This is a genomic window from Mycobacterium sp. ML4 (assembly GCF_054515735.1).
In genome coordinates, this window is the sequence record NZ_JBTNSY010000007.1 from 87489 (window position 1) to 104320 (window position 16832).

Sequence of the window (16832 nt, forward strand, 5' to 3'; positions counted from 1 at the left end):
CGCGATACTGGGCCCATGGCTGAACTCAACGTGCTGGGTGGCCCGTTGGAGCCTTGCGGCAACGAGCCGGTCACCGGCTTCTATCGGGACGGGTGCTGTTCCACCGGCGACGAAGACCGCGGCTTACACACCATCTGCGCCGTCGTGACCGCCGAGTTCCTGGAGCATCAGCGCTCCATCGGCAACGACCTGTCAACGCCGGTGCCCGAGTACCGGTTTCCCGGGCTCCTGCCGGGCGACCGCTGGTGTGTCACCGCTCGCAACTGGCTGCGGGCCCACCACGACGGCTGCGCCGCCCCGGTGGTGTTGGCCTGTACCAACGCCCGCACTCTGGAGGTGGTACCGCTCGAGGTCCTGCAGGAGCATGCGGTGGACGTGCCGGACGACCTGGCCAACCTGTAGTCAGGGGACTTCGGTCGAATACAGCCACGCCTCCCACATCGGCCGCAGCGACTCGCCGGTGTAGTTGGCCGCGAGACTGGTGAAGTCGTCGGTGGCGACGGTGCCGTGCCGATACCGGGTGGTCCACTCCCTCAGCAGCGTGAAGAACTTCTCGTCGCCGAGATGTCCACGCAGGGCATGCAGGGTCAGGGCGCCCCGCTTGTACACGCGGTCGTCGAACATGAGGCGCGGCCCCGGATCGGTCAGCAAAAGGTCCTGCGCCTTGTGCCGAAGTTCCGCGTGATATCGGCGCGCCCATTCCTCCGCCGAGGGCCCGCCGCTGCGTTCCGACCACAGCCACTCGGCGTAGGACGCGAAGCCTTCGTGCAGCCAGATGTCCCGCCACCGGCGAGCGGTCACCGAGTTGCCGAACCACTGGTGCGCCAGCTCGTGCGCGATCAGCCTTTCGCTGGCCCGGGTGCCGTTGCAGTCATTGGCACCGAATATCGAAATGCCCTGCGCCTCAAGCGGGATCTCCAGCGCGTCGTCGGTCACCACCACCGTGTACCCGTCGGCCAGCGGGTAGGCCCCGAATAGTTCGACGAACAGGTCCATCATGTCGGGCTGCCGCGCGAAATCGTGGTCGAAATTGTCCCGGAGGCGTTCGGGCACCGCTGCGCGGATCGCCACCGGCGTTCTGGTCAGCCGGACCGATTCGTAGACACCGATCTGCAGCGTGACCAGGTAGGTGGACGTGGGCTCCGGTTGTTCATAGGTCCACACGGTCTGTGAGGCCCGCGCCCGGCGCGACACCAGCTTGCCGTTGGCGATCGCCCGGTACGCGCTTTCGGTGCTGATCTGAATGTGAAAGGCAGCCTTCGCGCTGGGATGGTCGTTGCAGGGGAACCACGATGCGGCGCCGTTGGGCTGCCCGGCGACCAGCGCGCCGTCGGTCAACTCCTCGAATCCGACCGCACCCCAGAGGGTTCGGAGCGGTTTGGGAGTGCCTCCGTAACGCACCACCACCGACATCGCGGCGCCGGTAGGCAACTTGGACGTCAATGCGACGCGCAACTTACCGCTGCGGCAACTGAACCGAGCGGCGCGTTTGCCGTTCACCGAAACCCTGGACACCGACAGTGCGCTGGAGAGATCGAGACTGAATTCCGCCAGTTCGGTCGAGGTCACGGCGGTGATGGTCGCCGTTCCCGAGAGCCGATTGATCGCGACCTTGTACTCCAGGTCGAGTTCATAGCGTGACACCACATAGCCGGAGTTGCCGTTCTGTGGCAGGTAGGGGTCCAGGCAGTCCCGCTGGACGGCCTTCTTCGCGGGGGTCTTCACGCGGCGTCGTCCTTCACGTCGGCCGCACTCTTGCGGGCCTTCTTCCGGCTCACCCACGGTCTGACCGGATTGCCCTGCCAGCGGGTCGATCCGGGCACCTCGTCGCCCCGCACCACCAGTGACGCGGGTCCCACGGATGCGCCGGCGCCCACCCGGGCGGCGGGCAACGCCACGCAGTGCGGCCCGAGGGTGGCGCCTGATTCCAGCACGACGCTGTCCATCCGCATGATGCGGTCGTGGAACAGATGCGTCTGGACCACGCAGCCGCGGTTGACCGTGCTGCCGTCTCCGAGCACGACCAGATCGGCCTCGGGTAGCCAATAGGTTTCACACCACGCGCCACGGCCGACGGCGGCGCCCAGGCCTCGCAGCCACAGACTCATCACCGGGGTGCCGCTGGCGGCACGGGCAAACCACGGTGCCGCAACGGTTTCGACGAAGGTGTCGGCGAGTTCGTTGCGCCAGACGAAAGACGACCACAGCGGGAACTCGCTCGCCTTGATCCGTCCGACCAGGGTCCACTTCGCGACGATCGTCACCACACCGGCCAGGGCACCGGCTGCCAACAACACCAGGCCGCCGCCCAGCGCCGCCCACCAGATCCCGAACGTGATTGTCAGTGCTTGCAATACGCCTAGTACCGCCACCCCGATCGCGACCGTCACCACCACCGGGAGCAGCCGGCAGATCTCCACTGCGGCCCGCATCACCTTCAATCGCGTCGGCGGGTGGTACGTCGTCTCCTCATCCGCATCTACGGGCCGCCGGCGCAGTCGCATCGGTGGACTGCCCAACCACGACGAGCCGCGCTTGGCTTTCGGCGGCGTCGCCGACAGCACCGCGACCAATCCGTCGTCGGGTACCCGACGGCCGGGCTGGGTGATGCCCGAATTGCCCAGAAATGCGCGCCGTCCCACGGTGGTCTCCGCCGCGTAGATCCAGCCTCCGCCAAGCTCATAGGAGGCCACCATGGTGTCGTCGGCCAGGAAGGCTCCGTCCTCGATGACAGCGAACTTGGGGGTGAGCAATACCGTGGAGATCTCGGTGCCCTTGCCGACCCGGGCGCCCAGGATGCGCAGCCAGATCGGGGTGAAAAGGCTGGCGTACATCGGGAAGAGGTAGGTGCGTGCCGCGTCCATCAGCCGTTCGGTGGTCCACAGCTGCCAGCCCGTGCGGCTGCGCACCGGGTGATAGCCCGCGCGCAGTCCGATCGACAGCAGTCGCACGGCAAGCACTGTCGCCACCGCGTAGGTCGCAAACCCGGTCAGTGCCGCCAACGGCGTCCACTGCAGTGCGGGCAGCACTGCCTGAGACAGGCTGCGGGTGTGCTGAACGGCCAACCCGATGAGGGCCAGGCCCCCCGCCAGGGCAAGCAGCGGCAACCCGGCCAGTACCAGCGAGGTGACCCCGTAACCGGCCACCCAGTAGGACTTCCGCGCCGGCCGCTCGTCCGGCCACGGGTGATTCACCCGCCCGGATTTGGCCGCCGGGGAGCCCTTCCAGTACTGGCCGTTCTTGATCTTGTCGGTGACGCCCGAGCCCGGTGCCACGTCGGCGTTCTTGCCGACGACCGCCCCGGGCAGCAGGGTGGTGCGGGCACCGATGGTCGCGTCATTGCCGATCGTGATCGCGCCGACGTGGAACACGTCGCCGTCGACCCAGTGTCCGCGCAGGTCCACCTCGGGTTCGATCGCACTGCGCTCGCCGACGGTCAGCAGGCCCGTCACCGGCGGCACCGAATGCAGGTCAACGCCCTTGCCGATCTCGGCGCCCAGCGCGCGTGCGTAATAGACCAGCCACGGTGCCCCGGCCAGGTTTTCCGCGCCGCCGGCTTCGGCCAGCCGTTCGGCCAGCCACACTCGCAGGTGCACCGAGCCGCCCCGCGGGTAGCTGCCGGGCCTTAAGTTCCGCAGCAGCAGGCGGGCGAAGAGCACCGCGATGCCCATGCGCCCCAGCGGCGTGACGAACAGGACGAAAGCGGTCGCCACCCACCACCACTTCACCGGGACAGTCCAGGGCACCAGGTGCAGCGCGCGGGCGATGTTGTTCCCCAACGCCAGCCAGGTAACCCACTGCAGCGCCGCCAGCGTCGCCAGCGGCACCGTCAACGCGGTCTGGATCAGCTGGGTCAGGCGCGGAGTCGGCTTGACCACTCGCTCGTCCACCTGGGGTGGCGGGCCTAGTTCGTCGAGGAATCCGGCGAGCGAACCCAGCCGCGGATGGTCGTACAGGTCGGCGACGGTGAGCTGCGGGTATTGCCGCCGCAGAGTGGCTACCAGCTGCGCGGCGGCCAGCGAGCCGCCACCGAGGGCGAAGAAGTCCGCCTCCTCGCCGGTGACCGTGGCGCCCAGCAGATCTCGCCACATCTGGGCCAGCCGGCCCGCCGTGCCCGCCAGGTCCGGGGCCTCCTCGGTGTCGGAGGTCCCCGGCGGTGGCCACGGCAACGCATCGCGATCGACCTTGCCCGACGTGCGGGTGGGCAGCTCCTCGATGAGCACCAGCCGCGGCACCAGCGGTGCGGGCAGGTGCTGGGCAAGTTCGTTGCGTGCCTTGGCGATATCGAAGGACGGGTCGGCGCTGACCACGTAACCGATCAGCACCGGTGTGCCGCCGGCGGTCCGCCGGACCGCGGCCGCGCCACCGCTCACCCCGGTCAGGTTGACCAGAGCGGAGTCCACCTCACCGAGTTCGATGCGCCGGCCTCCGACCTTGACCTGGTCGTCGGCGCGCCCGCAGAAGTACAGTCCATCGGCCTCCAGCCGGACCAGATCACCGCTGCGATACGCCCGCTTCCACCCGAGTGTCGGCATCGCAGCATACTTTTCGGCATCTTTGTCCTCATCGAGGTAGCGGGCCAGGCCGACACCGCCGATCACCAGTTCGCCCGTCTCGCCGTAGCCGACCTGCCGGCCTTCACCGTCCACCACGGCCAGGTCCCACCCGCGCAGCGGCAACCCGATGCTGATCGGGCCCGAGCCGTCGAGCCGGGCGGCGCAGGCGACCACGGTGGCTTCGGTGGGGCCGTAGGTGTTCCACACCTCACGACCGTCCACCACCAATCGCTCGGCGAGCTCCGGCGGGCACGCCTCACCGCCAAAGATCAACAGCCGCACCGCTTCCAGGGCTTCGGCGGGCCACAGCGCCGCCAGCGAGGGCACCGTCGAGACCACGGTCACATCCCGGGTCACCAGCCACGGGCCCAGGTCCATCCCGCTGCGTACCAGCGATCGCGGCGCGGGAACCAGGCAGGCGCCGTGCCGCCATGCCAGCCACATCTCCTCGCACGATGCGTCGAACGCCACCGACAGTCCGGCCAGCACCCGGTCGCCGGGGCCGATGGGACTGTCCTGCAGGAACATCTGCGCCTCGGCGTCGACGAAGGCGGCGGCGCTGCGATGAGTGACGGCCACCCCCTTCGGCGTGCCGGTGGATCCGGATGTGAAGATGATCCACGCATCGTCGCGGGCCAGGGGAGCCTCGGCGCGCCAGCCCCGGGACGCGCCCTGGGTGCGCTCGATGCCGTCGTCGGTGATGACGGCGACCACGTTGGCTTCCCGGAACACCAGTTCGGCCCGTTCGTCGGGGTCGTCTGCGTCGACGGGCACATACGCGGCGCCGGCGGCGAGCACGGCCAGGATCGCCGTGTACAGCGAGTAACTGCCCGAGGGCATCCGAATGCCGATCCGGTCACCGCGTCCGATACCCCGGGCCGCCAGCCAGGCGACGCTGTCGGTCATGTCCTCGATCAGCTCTCCGTAGGTGAGCTGTACCTCGCCGTCGTCGATCGCCGCGGCGTCCGGGTAGCGCGCGGCGGTGGCCCGGATGATGTCGATGAGCGTGCGCTGAGGAGGCGCGTCATCCGACAGCAGGTATTGCGCGGGGATCTCGGGCACGCCTGGAACCCTACCCAGGGTGCGAGTGTGAATCGCGCGACGTGACACGCCGGCCGGCCGTCGGCTGCGGCACACTCGGGCGTGGTGGACCGCTGGATCGCCGCGCCCGCATGCGGCACACTCCACGGCAGGGAGGTGAGCCGATGGACAGTGCCCCGGAGGTGGCCACCGAGTCCGGCGTCGTGCGCGGCCGCCGTTTCGGCGACGTCGACTTGTGGCGCACGATCCCCTATGCGGCCCCGCCCGTCGGGCCGTTGCGCTTCCGGGCTCCAGAACCCGTCTCGTCGTGGCCGGAGGTCCTTGATGCGACCAGGTTCGGCTACGCCGCGCACTCGCACCGGCTCAGTTCCCCGCTCGGAGTGCTGAAGCGACAGCTACAGCATGAGGACTGCCTGACCCTCAACGTCTGCGCTCCGGTCGATCGCGGTGCGGCAGCACGGCCGGTGCTGGTATTCATTCACGGCGGCGGCTATTTCGAAGGCACCTCGGCGCTGCCGGTGCACGACCCCAAGCCGCTGGTGAACAAGTTCGGAATCGTTCTGGTCACGATCAATTACCGGCTGGGCGGTCTGGGGTTTGTGGATTTCTCGCAGTACGGAGCGGATTTCCAATCGAACCTCGGTCTGCGCGATCAACTGGCCGCCCTACAGTGGGTGCACCGCAACATCGCGAACTTCGGTGGAGATCCCGGCAACGTCACCCTGTGGGGCCAGTCCGCGGGCGCGAGCGCCGTTCTGACCCACCTCACGTTGCCGGCCGCGCGCGGGCTGTTCCACCGGGCCATTGCCCAGAGTCCGGTGCCGGATGCGGTGCGTACGCCGGAGCAGGCCGGCGAAACCGCGCGGCGGTGCATCGAGGCGCTGGGCGCCGACCCCGACGGTGCATCCGAGCTGCTGCGCACCGCTCCTGCCGCCGCGATCACGGCGGCGGCGATCAAGGTGATGATGCAGGCGGCCCGCGAGGTCCCGTGTCAGATGTCGCTGGCGCCGGTCGTCGACGGCGAATTTTTGCCCGAGGATCCGACGACGGCGATCGCGGCCGGACGGGCCCAGCGCGTGCCCCTGCTCATCGGCTCGATGCGCAATGAGTTGGGACACGCCGGCTGGGGGCCGGTGCGCCGGGTGATCGACATCGTTCCCACGACGCCGGCGCGGGTGGACCGCATGTTCGCCGCGACCGACCCCGCGGCAAAGGCGCGGGTGCTGGCGCACTATCCGGACTATCCGAGTCCGGCGGCGCTGACCCGGCTGGCCACCGACTGCTTCTTCGTGCGGCCGATGATCGCCGTCGCCGAAGGACACGCCCGCCACGCACCGACCTATCTCTACCGGCTCGACTACGCCCCATCGGTGTTGCGATGGATCGGGATGGGCGCCATCCACGCCATGGACGTCCCGCTGGTATTCGGGCGCGAGATGCCCGCCCTGCAGCTGCTCACCGTCGGCGGGCATGATCAGTATCGCTCGGTCCGCGACTTCGTGCAGCAACGGTGGATGCGATTCGTCCGGACCGGCGCGCCGGGTTGGCCGGACTACCGTGCCGACCGTGCGGCGCTGGTCATCGACGGCCCGGATCCGCGGCTCGTTCGCAGCCTGCACCGCAGCGTGTGGGAGGCGTGGCGGCACTACGCGGGACCCCAACGCGGACCGCAACTCCCGGCCGCGCACCAGGACCATCCCTGATGGCAGACCGCAGACCGCAGGTCGCCATCCTCGACGACTATGCCGGCGTCGCATTGCAACTCGCTGACTGGTCGCCGGTGCAGAACCGTTCGCACGTCACCGTTTTCGAACGGCACCTGAGCGAGGAGGAGGCCGCCGGGGAGCTACGGCCGTTCGACGTGGTCTGCACGATGCGCGAGCGGATGGCGCTGCCCCGCACGCTGATCGAACGGCTGCCGAATCTGAAGCTGATCACCATCGTCGGCCGCATGCTGCCCAACCTGGACATGGCGGCGGCCACCGAACACGGTGTGCTGGTGGCTCATTCAGATTTCGCCCACCCCCGATTCGCCGCGGTGCGCGATGCGACACCCGAATTGGCCTGGGGGTTGATGATCGCGACGGTGCGCAACCTGGCCGAGGAGCATCGCCGGATGCGTCAGGGCGGATGGCAGACGACGACCGGGATGACGCTGTCCGGCAAGACGCTGGGACTGCTCGGTCTCGGTCGCGTCGGCCGGCGGATGGCGCAGTACGCGAAAGCCTTCGGAATGGACGTGATCTCGTGGAGCCAGAACCTGACCGGGGAGGCGGCGGACGCGGCCGGTGCGCGCAGGGTCGACAAGGCGCAGCTGTTCGCCGAATCCGATGTGGTCTCCATCCACCTGGTGCTCTCCGAACGCACGCGCGGACTGGTCGCCGCACCCGAGCTTGCCTTGATGAAGCCGAATTCTTTTCTGATCAACACGTCCCGCGGACCCATCGTCGACGAGCAAGTTCTGATCGCCGCGCTGGAGGGTGACCGTATCGCCGGGGCGGGACTGGATGTCTTTGACATTGAACCGCTTCCGGCCGGCCACCGGCTGCGTGCGTTGCCGAACGTCACCCTCTCGCCGCACCTCGGCTACGTCACCCGCGACATGCTGGCGGCCTGCTACGCCGACACCGCCGAAGCCGTCGTGGCGTGGCTGGACGGCACGCCGGTCAGGATCGCGAACCCCGGTACGGACTCCTGACCGCGGTCATGCGCGCCCGGCGATCAGCGGTAGGTCGAGATAGGTCTTGATCCCGGGTTCGGCGGGGACGACGTACGGAATGGCGTTGACACAGTGGTTGGCGGTCGCCACCACGCCCGGATTGCGTTGCAGGCCCTCGGCGATGGTCTGTGGTTGCAGCCCCTTGAAGGTCAGGCTGATGTTCGGATCACCGGTGATCTCGATCTCGAAGCGTTCACCCGGTGCGCCGAACTCCCACGCCGGCTCCAAGTTGTCTTCGCCCATCAGCCAGTTGACCGCCGCCGTGATCACCGGTTCGCCATCGGACAGGGCCTGCCAGCGGAACCGGCGTGCGGCCACCGTGCCCGGGGCGAGGGTCATCGGCTCGTAGTCGATGTCGCCGGTCGCGACCGCGATCTCCTGAGTCGTCCTGATTGTGGGTTCGATCTGAAAACCCATGTGGTCGGCGATCATTCGCACCGACTGCTTGAAGCCGGCTTCCAACAGGCCCGCCATCGGACCCCGCATCGCTTCTTCGGGCGTGCCCCCGAAGCCCATGATGTGACGCACCACGTCTGGTGCGTTGTAGGTGCGAATGTCGGAGAATTCCTCGGCGCGCACATGCGTAACCGCCGAGGACAGCGACGACACCATGAGCGGAAAACGTTCCGTGATGCCGCCCGGGTGAATGCCCGACCCGTGCAGCGTCACCCCCGCTTCGACCGCGGCGTCGGCGATGGCCCGCACGCGCGGGTTGTCCAGGTCGGGATACACCCAGCCCACCGGGGTGACGACGTTCTTTCCGGACCGCAGGATCGCGATGACCTCGTCGTTGTCGGGCACCAGCGGGCTGTACATCACACAGTCGGCGTCGACCGCCAGCACCTCGTCGATGCTGGTGGAGGCGGTGACGCCGAGGGCGTCGCGGCCGAGTATGTGTCCGACGTCGACGCCGTTCTTGTCGGCGCTGTGCACCCAGCAGCCGGCCAGCTCCAGCTCCGGGTGGTTGAGCACGCACTCGATGGCGGCCCTCCCGACGCCCCCGGTTGCCCACTGGATGACACGAAAGGTGCTCGGGTCGTTCATCGGACCTCCGGGCTGGCCGCGGCGTTGGCAGGCTATGACTTCGTGACAGTAACTGTCAGCACGGATCTAGGGAAAGCCGTCATCCGCGACTCGCCGAACTGTTAGCTTGCTTACGAGTTAACCGTCGGGGTCGGGGGGCCACCATGCATCGCGCAGCCGTCACAGTGCTGGCAAGCGTCGTCGTCGGCGGCTGCCTCGGAATGCCCTGTGCCTGGGCCGACAATCCGGTCTGCACCTCGACGTGGTGCTCCTTCCTGCTGCCTTCGCGCAACATCGGCTGCGAGTTGAGTTATCAGCGCGGCAGCGGCATACCCGACGAGACGTACTGCCAGTCCGATTCGCCGCCGCAGTCTGTCCGCATGACCACCGCCGGGACCATGAAGACCTGCAACGGAGAGTCCTGTCTGGGTAACGCCGGACAAGGCACCCCGGTGCTGGCTTATGGTCAGAGCGCGGGGGTGGGGCCGTTCACCTGCCGGTCGGAGACCAGCGGGGTGACGTGCACTGTCTCGTCGGGCCGCGGGTTCACGCTGTCGAATGCCGGCTTCACACCGGTGGGATAGCGGGCGCCCTGCCGCGAACCCGGCAACGAAAAGACCTTGCTATCGCGGGTTGCTCGCGGTGTGTAATAGCGGGCATGGAACTGATGATGCCCACCGACTCGATGTTTCTGTTCTCCGAGTCGCGGGAGCATCCCTTGCACGTCGGTGGTCTGTCGTTGTTCCAGCCGCCGAAGGGCGCGGGCCCGGAGTTCGTCCGGGAGTTCCACGACAAGCTGGTTGCCAACGACGAATTTCAGCCGACATTCCGTAAGCACCCCGCGACGATCGGCGGCGGCATTGCCCGGATCGCCTGGGCCTACGACGACGAAGTGGACATCGATTACCACGTGCGGCGCTCGGCGCTACCGTCGCCCGGGCGCGTCCGCGATCTGCTCGAGCTGACCTCACGGCTGCACACCAGCCTGCTGGACCGGCACCGCCCGCTGTGGGAGTTGCACGTCGTCGAGGGGCTCAACGACGGGCGATTTGCCGTGTACACCAAGATGCACCACGCCCTGATCGATGGCGTCTCGGCGGTGAAGCTGATGCAGCGCACGATGTCGACCGACCCGGACGACACCCACGTGAAGGCGATCTGGAACATTCCCCGACCTCCGCGGCCATCCAAGACGCCAGCCGACGGCGGCAGCTCGAACCCGTTCTACTCGTTGGTCAAACTCGCGGGTGCCGTGCTGGGAGTAGCCCCGTCGACCCTGAAGCTGGCCCGTGCCGCGCTGCTGGAGCAGCAGCTGACGTTGCCGTTCGCCGCCCCGCACTCCATGCTGAACGTCAAGGTCGGCGGCGCTCGCCGGTGTGCCGGGCAATCCTGGTCGCTGGACCGGATCAAGAGCGTCAAAGACGCTGCGGGTGTAACCGTCAACGATGCCGTGTTGGCGATGTGCGCCGGCGCTTTGCGCTACTACCTGCTCGAACAGGACGCTCTGCCCGACACACCACTGGTTGCCATGGTGCCGGTGAGCCTGCGTTCAGACGCCGACGCCGACAGCGGCGGCAACAAGGTGGGCAGCATCCTGTGCAACCTGGCCACCGACGTCGAGGACCCGGCACAGCGGCTGGAGATCATCGCGGAGTCGATGCGCCGCAACAAAAGGGTGCTTGCGGACCTGCCGTCGTACCAGGTACTTGCGCTGTCAGCGCTGAACATGGCTCCGCTGACACTGGCCGGGGTACCCGGTTTTCTTTCGGCGGTGCCGCCGCCGTTCAACATCGTCATCTCCAACGTGCCCGGCGTTGGCGACCCCCTCTACTACGGGGGCGCCCGCCTCGACGGTAGCTATCCGCTGTCCAACATTCCCGACGGGCAGGCGCTGAACATCACGCTGGTCAACAACGCCGGCAACCTCGACTTCGGATTGGTGGGATGTCGCCGCAGCGTGCCGCACCTGCAGCGGCTGCTCGCTCACCTGGAGACGTCGCTGAAAGACATGGAGCAAGCCGTCGGGGTCTGATCGGTCATGCCGAAACTGAGCGCGGGCGTATTGCTCTACCGAATCCAGACCGGTGTCGTGCAGGTGCTGATCGCCCACCCGGGCGGGCCGTTCTGGGTGCGCAGAGACGAGGGGGCATGGTCGATCCCGAAGGGCGAGTACGCCGAGGGGGACGACCCGTGGGCGGCGGCGCGGCGCGAATTCGCCGAGGAGCTGGGCCTGCCCGTCCCCGATGGGCCGCGAACGGACTTGGGTTCGGTGAAGCAACCCAGCGGGAAGGTGGTGACCGCCTTCGCCGTCCGCGGCGACCTCGACGTGACCGATGCGCGCAGCAACGTCTTCGAGATGGAATGGCCGCGCGGGTCGGGCCGGCTGCGCGAGTTCCCGGAGGTTGATCGCGTCGACTGGTTCCCGGTGGCACTGGCCCGCACCAAGCTGCTCAAGGGCCAACGACTTTTTCTGGATCGCTTGATGGCGGAACCGGAGCTGTCCGAAGGAATCTAGGACAGCACCGTGCCTGGACACTCGACGCGGGCACAATGGCGCTTGTGACGACGACGGAGCCCGCCGACTCGCGGATGTTGCTGCTGCAGTTGCTGGACCCGGCAAGCCGGGCGGACCCGTACCCGGTCTGCGCCGGACTGCGCGAGCGGGGCCCGCTGGTGCTGCCGGGAAGCGACTTCGTCCTCTTCTCCACATACCGCGACTGCGACGACGTGCTGCGGCACCCGTCGGCGAGCAGCGACCACCTCAAATCGACGGCCGCCGGGCGGATGGTCGAGGCCGACCAGTCGTCGCGCCGGGAGACACCGCCGGGCTTCCTGTTTCTCGACCCGCCCGACCACACCCGGCTGCGCAACCTTGTCAGCAAGGCGTTCGCGCCCAAGGTGGTGGCAGCGCTGCAGCCCGAAATCGAGGCGCTGGTAGCCACGCTGCTGGACACGATCGAAGAGAAAGGCAGCTTCGACGTCGTCGCCGACTTCGCCTACCCGCTGCCCGTGGCGGTCATCTGCCGGTTGCTGGGGGTGCCGCTGGAGGATGAGCCGCAGTTCAGGGACGCGGCCGCGGTCCTGGCCAAGTCGCTGGACCCGTTCGTCGCCGACGACGAATCCGACATCGACGAGTCGCTGAACGCCGGTGCAGGGTTGCGTGACTACCTGCACGGGCTGATTGCGCGCCGCCGGGTGACGCCCGGTGATGACCTGTTGTCGGCGCTGGTCGCGGTAAACGAGTCCGGGGATCAGCTCACCGAGGAGGAAATCGTCTCGACGTGTGTGTTGCTGCTGGTCGCCGGTCACGAAACCACGGTGAATCTGATCGGCAACGCGGTGCTCGCGATGCTGCGCGACGGCCGGCAGTGGACGGCATTGGCCGGTAACCCCCGCCGTGCCGCGTCCGTCGTGGAGGAAACCCTGCGTTATGACCCGCCGGTGCAGCAACTTACCCGAATTGCCCTGCACGACATCGTGATTGGTGATGCCGCTGTTGCCGCGGGCGACGTGATGATGTTGCTGCTGGCTGCCGCGCATCGCGATCCCGCCGAGTACGAGCGGCCCGATGTGTTCGACCCGGATCGGGGAGCCGCACGGCACTTGGGTTTTGGGCGCGGCGCACACTACTGCCTGGGCGCCCCGCTGGCCCGGTTGGAAGCCACTGCGGCACTTTCGGCCGTGACGGCGCGATTCCCGCATGCGCGCCTGGCCGGCGAGCCACGGTACAAGCCGAACATCACCCTGCGCGGGTTGTCGGCCTTGACGGTCGCGCTCTAAGAGTTGCGGCCAGGACGACCCCCGGCCATGTTGATCATCAGTGGTATCGGGGTGGCAAGCGAACGGGTGGCTTCGGCGTCGTGATAGACGCCGACGGTGTATTCGCCGGTCGTCTCGATCGCGAAGGAAAGCTGCGGCGTGAAACACCGATACTTGGACGGCCGGTCCTCGTCGGGCCACTGCCAGGCCGAGCGGACTGTGCCGCGGATCGTGCCGCCGGGATCTTTGCAGACGATGAATAACTCCGGATCGAAGTCACCGCCCGCCGGCGCGTGCACCACCAGAACGAGCGGGACGGTCAGCCACACCGGGGTCTGGTCGACCTCGTAGCTGGTGATCGGCAGGCGGGTCGCGTCGATCGCGGAATCGTCGATGGTGGCCGAACCTGCGACCAGCAATGCGGCTACGTGCATCACGACATCCTATGTGCGAAGGGCGCAGACGCCAGCCTATTGCGCGGGCTCGGGGAAACTTTCGTCGCTCTGCTCGACGGACGGTGCCGGCTCGGCCAGCAAGATCGACAACGGTATCGGAGTGGACAGCTCGATTCTGCCGTCGGCGTCGTAGTAGACCCCCAGCGTGTACTCGCCTTCCGTCTCGACCGGGAACGACAGTTCCTGCGTGAAACACCGGTACTTGGAGGCGCGGCTTCCGTCATCCGGCCAGTGCCACGCCGCTCGCAGCGACCCGCGGGGTGTTCCGGACGGGTCCTTGCAGACGACATGGATTTCCGGGTCGTAGTCGCCACCCGCGCGCGCGTGCACCACGAGCACGACCGGGACCGTTGCCCACAAGGGCATCTGATCGACCTGGAACCACGCCATGGGAATACACGTGGCGTTGATGGCGCCCTGCTCGTCGAACGCGGCGCTACGCGGAACGAACAGCGCGGACACGTGCAGCATTTCGACATCTTAAGGGCCGGGGGCGCCCGGAGCGGTCATTGTTTGCGCAGCGCATGCCACGCGAGGTCGGCGATGGCGACGCAGTAGCAGTCGTCGACCGGATCCTCCGTGTAGAGACTGCGAACGTAGATGGGTGCCGTCACGATCTGGATCGCGGCCACGGTTGGCACACCGTCGCGCAACTCGCCACGCTCCCGGGCCCGATCGACAACCGAGCGGATAACGGAGAAACGCCGCTGCCAGAACATCATTCGGGTTTCAGCGTCGTGACGGCCGCCGCGACCGTCCATCACCATCACCCGATGGAACATGCGTCCGATCGGGGTGTTGACGTCGGCGGCGATGGTGCGGGCCAGGGCAAGAAGGTCACCCCGCAGCGAGCCGGTATCGATCGCCGAGCGGACAGCGTCGGCGTCCCGGACAGCGGCATCGACGATCAGCTGTTGGCGATCGCCCCAATAGTGATAGATCGCCGCCACGTCCAGGTGGTGCCGTTCCGCGAGGGCCTCCACGCTGAATCGCTCGACGCCCCAACGTGCCAATTCATCAAGGACCGCCGGCATGACCCTCGCCCGCAGATCCGCGGGAGCGGCGGCCGGGGAACCGTCCGGTCTCTGAGACGGCCGCATGCTCTTTACCGTACGACTCCGGCGCCGCCTTCAGCACGAATTCGCTCCGAGCCCGGGCACTATGTCGCCCAGGCGGAAGGTCAGTGGTTGTTCCAGCTGCTCGTAGGTGCACGAGCGGGGGTCGCGGTCGGGTCGCCACCGGTTGAACTGTGCCGTGTGGCGGAACCGCGCGCCCTCCATGTGGTCGTAGCGAACCTCCACCACCCGCTCGGGCTGCAACGGCACGAACGACAGGTCTTTGCCGGCGCTCCAGCGCGATCCCTCGTTCTTGCGCGGAGTCCGCTCGCCCGCCTCGTGTGCGGCCCAGTTCCAGGGATGCTCGTCGAAGCTGGTGACCAGTGGCTGCAGTTCGGCGAACAACCGTCTGCGCTCGGCCATCGGGAAGGCGCCGATCACACCGACCGAGGCGAGTTGCCCGTCATCCTGGTACAGCCCGAGCAGCAGCGAACCGATGGTGTCGCCACCGGACTTGTGCAGCCGGTATCCGGCGACCACACAGTCCGCGGTCCGCTCGTGTTTGATCTTGAACATGACGCGCTTGTCCGGCTGATAGGTAACGGCGAGCGGCTTGGCGATCACCCCGTCCAGGCCCGCGCCCTCGAACTCGTCGAACCAGCGCCGGGCCGTCTCCCGATCGGTGGTGGCCGGAGTGACGTGAATCGCCGGTCCGGAGTCATCGAGTGCTTCCACCAGGGCGGCACGCCGCTCATGGAACGGGCGGCGGGTGTAGTCGTCGTCGCCCAGGGCCAGCAGGTCGAACGCGATGAACGACGCCGGCGTCTGCTGGGCGAGCATCCGCACTCTTGAGTCGGCCGGGTGGATGCGTTGTTGCAGGGCTTCGAAATCCAGCCCGCGCTCGGTGGCTATGACGATCTCGCCGTCGATGACGCAGCGGGGCGGCAATTCCGCCCGGACCGCGGCCACCAGCTCGGGAAAGTAGCGCGTCATCGGCCGCTCGTTGCGGCTGCCCAGCTCCACGTCGTCGCCGTCGCGAAAACAGATGGAGCGGAAGCCGTCCCATTTGGGCTCATACGACGCGTCCGGTGGGATTGCCTTGACCGACTTCGCCAGCATCGGCGAGACCGGCGGCATAACGGGTAAGTCCATCAGCCCATTCTGGCGTGCGGCATGCTGGACTCTAGATATGGCTGCAGCAGAGGAACTCGACGTCGACGGCATTGCCGTCCGGGTGACCAATCGCGACAAGGTGTACTTCCCCAAGCTCGGGTCGCAAGGCACCAAAGGGCAGTTGATCGACTACTACGCCGAGGTGGCGCACGGCCCGATGCTGGCTCCGCTGCGTGACCGCCCCACCCATTTACAGCGGTTCCCCGACGGCATCGACGGCGAGGAGATCTATCAGAAGCGGGTGCCGCAGCACCATCCCGGCTATCTCGAAACGTGCCGGGTGACCTTTCCGTCCGGGCGGACCGCGGACGCGCTGAAGGTGACCCATCCCGCCGCCATCGTGTGGGCCGCGCAGATGGGAACCGTCACGCTGCACCCCTGGCAGGTGCGCTGCCCCGACACCGAGCATCCCGACGAGCTGCGCATCGATCTCGACCCGCAGCCCGGCACCGGCTTCGAAGAAGCCCGGTCGGTCGCGGTCGATGTCTTGCGGCCGCTGCTCGACGAACTCGGGTTGACGGGATACGCCAAGACATCCGGCGGGCGCGGCGTGCACGTGTTCCTGCGGATCGTCACCGACTGGGACTTCATTGCGGTGCGCCGGGCCGGCATCGCGCTGGCGCGCGAGGTGGAACGGCGCGCGCCGGATGCGGTGACCACGTCGTGGTGGAAGGAAGAGCGGGGCAAGCGCATCTTCATCGACTTCAACCAGAACGCCCGGGATCGCACCATGGCCTCCCCCTATTCGGTGCGACGCACCCCAATCGCGACCGTGTCGATGCCGCTGTCCTGGGACGAACTGGCCGGCGCCGACCCGGACGACTACACCATGGCCACCGTCCCCGCCCTGGTCGCGGGCCGCGACGATCCGTGGGCCGGCATGGACGACCCGTCGACCAACCCAGCCCAGTCGATCGCGGCGTTACTGGACATGGTCGACGCCGACGAGGAACGCGGGCTCGGTGATATGCCCTATCCGCCGAACTACCCGAAGATGCCCGGCGAACCCAAGCGGGTGCAGCCGTCCCGGGACACCGATCGCAAGAAGTGA

15 protein-coding genes are annotated in these 16832 nt (G+C 67.7%); 8 read left to right on the forward strand and 7 right to left on the reverse strand.

What is annotated here, in order from left to right; all coding sequences use genetic code 11:
* Positions 1 to 15: 15 nt before the first annotated feature.
* Complete coding sequence (locus tag ACX9NE_RS09565) at positions 16 to 402, forward strand: DUF2237 family protein (RefSeq protein ID WP_459361439.1); 387 nt, start codon at positions 16 to 18, stop codon at positions 400 to 402.
* On the opposite strand, the gene ACX9NE_RS09570 is transcribed toward ACX9NE_RS09565, so the two are convergent.
* Both ACX9NE_RS09570 and ACX9NE_RS09575 read right to left on the reverse strand, forming a co-directional pair.
* Complete coding sequence (locus ACX9NE_RS09570) at positions 403 to 1725, reverse strand: M1 family metallopeptidase (RefSeq protein WP_459361440.1); 1323 nt, start codon at positions 1723 to 1725, stop codon at positions 403 to 405.
* Positions 1722 to 5618 (reverse strand): Pls/PosA family non-ribosomal peptide synthetase, encoded by a 3897-nt coding sequence (locus ACX9NE_RS09575; RefSeq protein WP_459361441.1) that lies wholly within the window; start codon positions 5616 to 5618, stop codon positions 1722 to 1724. The genes ACX9NE_RS09570 and ACX9NE_RS09575 overlap by 4 nt, the downstream gene beginning before the upstream one ends.
* A gap of 143 nt (positions 5619 to 5761) precedes the next feature.
* On the opposite strand from ACX9NE_RS09575, the gene ACX9NE_RS09580 reads away from it, so the two are divergent.
* Together ACX9NE_RS09580 and ACX9NE_RS09585 are read left to right on the forward strand one after the other, a co-directional pair.
* Positions 5762 to 7300: a carboxylesterase/lipase family protein gene (locus ACX9NE_RS09580; RefSeq protein WP_459361442.1), complete on the forward strand. Its 1539-nt coding sequence runs from the start codon at positions 5762 to 5764 to the stop codon at positions 7298 to 7300.
* Positions 7300 to 8295: a D-2-hydroxyacid dehydrogenase family protein gene (locus ACX9NE_RS09585; RefSeq protein ID WP_459361443.1), complete on the forward strand. Its 996-nt coding sequence runs from the start codon at positions 7300 to 7302 to the stop codon at positions 8293 to 8295. The genes ACX9NE_RS09580 and ACX9NE_RS09585 overlap by 1 nt, the downstream gene beginning before the upstream one ends.
* 6 nt (positions 8296 to 8301) lie before the next feature.
* On the opposite strand, the gene ACX9NE_RS09590 is transcribed toward ACX9NE_RS09585, so the two are convergent.
* On the reverse strand, positions 8302 to 9360 hold the full coding sequence (locus ACX9NE_RS09590; protein ID WP_459361444.1) for an NAD(P)H-dependent amine dehydrogenase family protein: 1059 nt from the start codon (positions 9358 to 9360) through the stop codon (positions 8302 to 8304).
* 143 nt (positions 9361 to 9503) lie between these two features.
* Between ACX9NE_RS09590 and ACX9NE_RS09595 the strand changes: the two genes are divergently transcribed.
* From ACX9NE_RS09595 to ACX9NE_RS09610, 4 genes are all read left to right on the forward strand, one after another.
* On the forward strand, positions 9504 to 9923 hold the full coding sequence (locus ACX9NE_RS09595; RefSeq protein ID WP_459361445.1) for a hypothetical protein: 420 nt from the start codon (positions 9504 to 9506) through the stop codon (positions 9921 to 9923).
* 74 nt (positions 9924 to 9997) lie between these two features.
* Positions 9998 to 11371, forward strand: a complete 1374-nt coding sequence (locus tag ACX9NE_RS09600) for a WS/DGAT/MGAT family O-acyltransferase (RefSeq protein WP_459361446.1) — start codon at positions 9998 to 10000, stop codon at positions 11369 to 11371.
* Positions 11372 to 11377: 6 nt separating this feature from the next.
* Entirely contained in the window at positions 11378 to 11854 is a 477-nt protein-coding gene (locus ACX9NE_RS09605) for an NUDIX domain-containing protein (protein WP_459361447.1), read from the forward strand.
* 44 nt (positions 11855 to 11898) lie between these two features.
* The gene (locus ACX9NE_RS09610; protein WP_459361448.1) at positions 11899 to 13119 is read left to right on the forward strand and encodes a cytochrome P450; all 1221 of its coding nucleotides are present in this window, start codon (positions 11899 to 11901) and stop codon (positions 13117 to 13119) included.
* Here ACX9NE_RS09610 and ACX9NE_RS09615 read toward each other — a convergent pair.
* From ACX9NE_RS09615 to ACX9NE_RS09630, 4 genes are read right to left on the reverse strand one after another with little or no spacing between them, the layout of a single operon-like run.
* A complete protein-coding gene (locus ACX9NE_RS09615) occupies positions 13116 to 13532 on the reverse strand; it encodes a hypothetical protein (protein WP_459361449.1) in 417 nt (138 codons plus the stop codon). The genes ACX9NE_RS09610 and ACX9NE_RS09615 overlap by 4 nt on opposite strands.
* Positions 13533 to 13568: 36 nt before the next feature.
* Entirely contained in the window at positions 13569 to 14024 is a 456-nt protein-coding gene (locus ACX9NE_RS09620; protein WP_459361450.1) for a hypothetical protein, read from the reverse strand.
* Positions 14025 to 14059: 35 nt separating this feature from the next.
* Positions 14060 to 14653, reverse strand: a complete 594-nt coding sequence (locus ACX9NE_RS09625; protein ID WP_459361451.1) for a TetR/AcrR family transcriptional regulator — start codon at positions 14651 to 14653, stop codon at positions 14060 to 14062.
* A gap of 30 nt (positions 14654 to 14683) precedes the next feature.
* Complete coding sequence (locus ACX9NE_RS09630) at positions 14684 to 15760, reverse strand: ATP-dependent DNA ligase (protein ID WP_459361452.1); 1077 nt, start codon at positions 15758 to 15760, stop codon at positions 14684 to 14686.
* A 37-nt stretch (positions 15761 to 15797) separates the two neighbouring features.
* Here ACX9NE_RS09630 and ligD point away from each other — a divergent pair, with 37 nt between their 5' ends.
* A complete protein-coding gene (gene ligD / locus ACX9NE_RS09635) occupies positions 15798 to 16832 on the forward strand; it encodes a non-homologous end-joining DNA ligase (RefSeq protein ID WP_459361453.1) in 1035 nt (344 codons plus the stop codon).